At 65.7% G+C, this 3532-nt stretch carries 3 protein-coding genes and 1 pseudogene; 1 reads left to right on the top strand and 3 read right to left on the bottom strand.

Going from position 1 to position 3532, the window contains the following annotated elements; genetic code table 11:
- From EN780_RS29850 to tpiA, 3 genes and pseudogenes are all read right to left on the bottom strand, one after another.
- Nucleotides 1–380, bottom strand: a pseudogene (locus EN780_RS29850) (L,D-transpeptidase); the annotation flags it as partial.
- Nucleotides 381–593: 213 nt separating this feature from the next.
- Nucleotides 594–1103: a preprotein translocase subunit SecG gene (gene secG, locus EN780_RS29855; protein WP_127393148.1), complete on the bottom strand. Its 510-nt coding sequence runs from the start codon at nucleotides 1101–1103 to the stop codon at nucleotides 594–596.
- Nucleotides 1104–1264: 161 nt separating this feature from the next.
- The gene (gene tpiA / locus EN780_RS29860; protein ID WP_127284340.1) at nucleotides 1265–2032 is read right to left on the bottom strand and encodes a triose-phosphate isomerase; all 768 of its coding nucleotides are present in this window, start codon (nucleotides 2030–2032) and stop codon (nucleotides 1265–1267) included.
- A gap of 146 nt (nucleotides 2033–2178) precedes the next feature.
- Between tpiA and EN780_RS29865 the strand changes: the two genes are divergently transcribed.
- Nucleotides 2179–3532 (top strand): SurA N-terminal domain-containing protein (locus tag EN780_RS29865; protein ID WP_128276086.1); only part of this gene is annotated, 1354 nt, incomplete at its 3' end.

Here is a 3532-nt window from a genome sequence, read left to right on the forward strand (position 1 = left end):
GTCTTGGCATCGGCCACCTTCGTCTCGGCCGACTGGCCCTTCTTCGCCAGCCATTCCTGCCGGGCAGCGTCCGCCTTGGCCTTGGCTGCGTCGCGCATCGCCAGCTTGCGGGCTTCCAGCGCCTTGGTCTTGGCGGCTTCCTTGTCGGCCGCGATCTTGTCCTCGAGCTTGCTGATCTGAGCGAGATCGGCTGGCGTCGGGTTCTTCTTCTTCTTGAGAAGCTTCAGCTGCGATGCGTCGCTTTTGACGGCGACATTGATGGCGCTGGTAATCTCGACTGACGGCGATGCGGCTATGTTTGCCGGCGTGCCGGCGAAGGCTGCGGACCCCATGCCGAGCACGGCAAGGAATCCCATGAAAATGAAGCTGCGAAGCTGCATGGCGAAGATCCGATCGTGTAATGCTTTGTTGCCACGGCGTCGCCCGGCGTCCCCCAAGGACGCCGAAAGTGCCGCGCGCAATGTATAATCGATCTGGCCGAGCCGCCTCAAGCGGGCCGTCGGCCTACGCCCGGTTGAATCTTCGTGAATGTGCGGCATTTGCCGCGACTGTGTTCAAACGACAACAGATCGCGGCCGGATAAGCTTGTCCGGCTACTGGTTCGGAACCTGCGGGGTGACCGGCAAGGTGACGCCATTGGCCGCCGGCGGCGTGGCCGGATTCGCGGGTGCCGGCGCAGGCGCAGGCGCCGTCGTCGCGGCGCCGTTGCCCGACGAGGGCGGCGTCGCCGATCCGCTGGCGGGTGCCGCCGGCGCCGTCGAGGTCGACGGAGCGGCCGGTGCGGTGGCGCCGGCCGGCGCGTTGCCCGGCAGCTGGTCGAGCACGCCCTTGCCGGCGTTGCTGGACGACGCCGGGACGCGATCGAGGATGTCGATCGGCTTTTCGCCGTAGCGCGCGACGAGCGACAGAGTGAGCGAGGTGGCGAAGAAGGCCGCGGCCAGGATCGCCGTTGCCCGCGTCAATGCATTGGCGGCGCCACGCGCCGTCATGAAACCGGAACCGCCACCGATGCCGAGACCGCCGCCCTCGGAGCGCTGCAGCAGCACCACGCCGACGAGCGCGAGCACGACCATAAGGTGAATGACGATCAGTACGGTTTCCATAATTTATCCTGGCAAGGCCTTGCGCGGCCGCGGATACGACCGGTGATTTGGAGGCGGCTCCTTACAATGCTTTGATGGCATTTCCAAGCCCGTGGCCGGAATATGGGGAGCAATGCGGCCTTTGCAACGATTTCGGCCGCGCCGGCCTGTCGGCCCCGCGGCTAGGAGATATTCAGATAGGCCTCGGCGATACCGAGAAAATCCGCCGCCTTCAGGCTGGCGCCGCCGACCAGCGCACCGTCGACATTGGCCACGCCGAGCAGCTCGACAGCGTTGGACGGCTTGACCGAGCCACCATAGAGGATACGCATCTTCGCCGCCGCGCCGCCGAGCAGCTCCGTCAGCTTGGCGCGGATATGCGCATGCGCATCGGCGACATCGTCAGCGGTCGGCGTCAGGCCGGTGCCGATCGCCCAGACAGGTTCGTAGGCAATGACCGTGTTGGCCGCCGTGGCGCTGGTCGGCACCGACCCGGCGATCTGGCGCGACAGCACGTCGAGCGTCGTGCCCGCCTCGCGTTCAGCCCTTGTCTCGCCGATGCAGATGATGGCCACCAGCCCGGCCCGCCACGCCGCGGACGCCTTGGCGTGAATGGTGGCGTCGTCCTCGCTGAGGTCGGCGCGGCATTCGGAATGGCCGACAATGACGTGGCTGGCGCCGGCGTCCTTCAGCATCTCGGCTGAAATGCGCCCGGTATAGGCGCCGCTCTCCTTGGGATGGCAATCCTCGCCGCCGGCCCGGACCGGGGTGCGCGACAGGATTTCGGCCGCGTGCGACAGCAGGGTCGCGGGCACGCAGACCAGCGCCTCGGTCTCGGCGTCGAGCCCGCTCATGAAGCCGTTGCCGATCATCCTCAGCTCATTGAGCGAGGCGCTGGTGCCGTTCATTTTCCAGTTGCCGGCGACGAGCGGGCGGATTCCAGGCGTCATGAGCTTTGCTTTCTCCAGGCGATATTCGGCTTCCGCCCTCACTATCAAAATCAGGCCACAAAGCAATCGACAGTGGGCCGGAAGGGCGCTATTGCGCTTGTTTCAGACTCGGGCGCACGCAAAATGCGCAAAAATCGGAAGTAGGCATGCTTGGTATCTTGAGAAACGCGGCGGGCACCTGGGTCGCGAAGGCGTTGCTGTCCTTGCTGGTGATCAGCTTTGCCGTGTGGGGTATTTCGGGGCGTCTGTCAGGAACTTTGGGCGGCCATCATTCCGTGATCACCGCCGGCGGCACGACAGTTTCGATCAACGAGTACCGCCTCGCCTATGACCGCCAGATCAGCGTCATGTCGCAGCAGTTCGGCCAGCGCATCACGCACGAGCAGGCGAAGGCGCTCGGCATCGACAACCAGGTGCTGGCGCAGCTCGTCTCGGGCGCCGTGCTCGACGAGCAGGCCCGCAAGCTCGGCCTCGGCCTCTCCAAGGACCGGCTTGCCGAGCTGACGCGCGAGGACCCGGCCTTCAAGGGCCCGAGCGGCCAGTTCGACCGCAGGACGTTCGAATATCTGCTGCGTCAGGTCGGCATGCGGCCCGAAGACTATCTGAAGAACCGCTCCCAGGTGGCGGTGCGCCAGCAGATCGTCGAGGCGGTTTCGGACGGCCTCAAGGCGCCGCAAACCTTCCTCAAGGCGGTCGCGCTCTATCGCGGCGAGGACCGCACCATCGACTATCTGACGTTGCCGAAGACGCTGGTCGAACCGATCGAGGCGCCGGCCGACAGCGCGCTCCAGACCTATTTCGATGCCAACAAGAAGACCTACGCCGCGCCCGAATACCGCAAGTTCTCCTATGTCAGGCTCGAGCCGCAGGACATCATGGATCCGACCGCGGTGACCGATCAGCAGATCAGCGACGACTACAACAAGAACAAGGGGCGCTACACGACGCCGGAGATGCGCACCATCGAGCAGCTGGTGTTCAAGACGTCGGATGCAGCCAAGGCCGCGTTCGATTCGCTGAAGGCGGGCGCGACCTTCGACAAGCTCGTCACCGCCGAGGGCAAGACCCAGGCAGACACGCTGCTCGGCACGCTTGCCAAGGACAAGATCGCCGACAAGGCGGTGGCCGAAGCGGCCTTCAAGCTCGCCGCCAATGAGGTCAGCCCCGTCGTCCAGGGCGCTTTCGGCCCGGTGCTCCTGCGCGTCACCGAGATCAAGCCGGAGGTGGTGAAGCCGCTGGCCGAAGTCTCCGACCAGATCCGCAAGGACCTGGCGCTCGGCGAGGCAAGCCGCATCCTGCTCGACGTGCACGACAGTTACGAGGACACGCGCGCTTCGGGCAGTTCGCTCGCCGACGCCGCCGCCAAGCTGAAGCTCAAGGTCGTCACCATCGACGCGATCGACCGCACCGGCCAGCGTCCCGACGAGACCATCGTCAAGGACCTGCCGGAATCGGCGGACCTGATCAAGGCGGTGTTCGCCGCCGAGCCCGGCACCTGTC

The sequence above is a fragment of the Mesorhizobium sp. M4B.F.Ca.ET.089.01.1.1 genome (assembly GCF_004022605.1).
GTDB classification, from domain to species: Bacteria; Pseudomonadota; Alphaproteobacteria; order Rhizobiales; family Rhizobiaceae; genus Mesorhizobium; species Mesorhizobium abyssinicae.

What these genes read in the sequence shown, in the direction of transcription:
- tpiA (WP_127284340.1), bottom strand. Translation starts at nt 2,032, where the DNA reads ATGACGCCTGGAATCCGCCCGCTCGTCGCCGGCAACTGGAAAATGAAC.
- secG (WP_127393148.1), bottom strand. Translation starts at nt 1,103, where the DNA reads ATGGAAACCGTACTGATCGTCATTCACCTTATGGTCGTGCTCGCGCTC.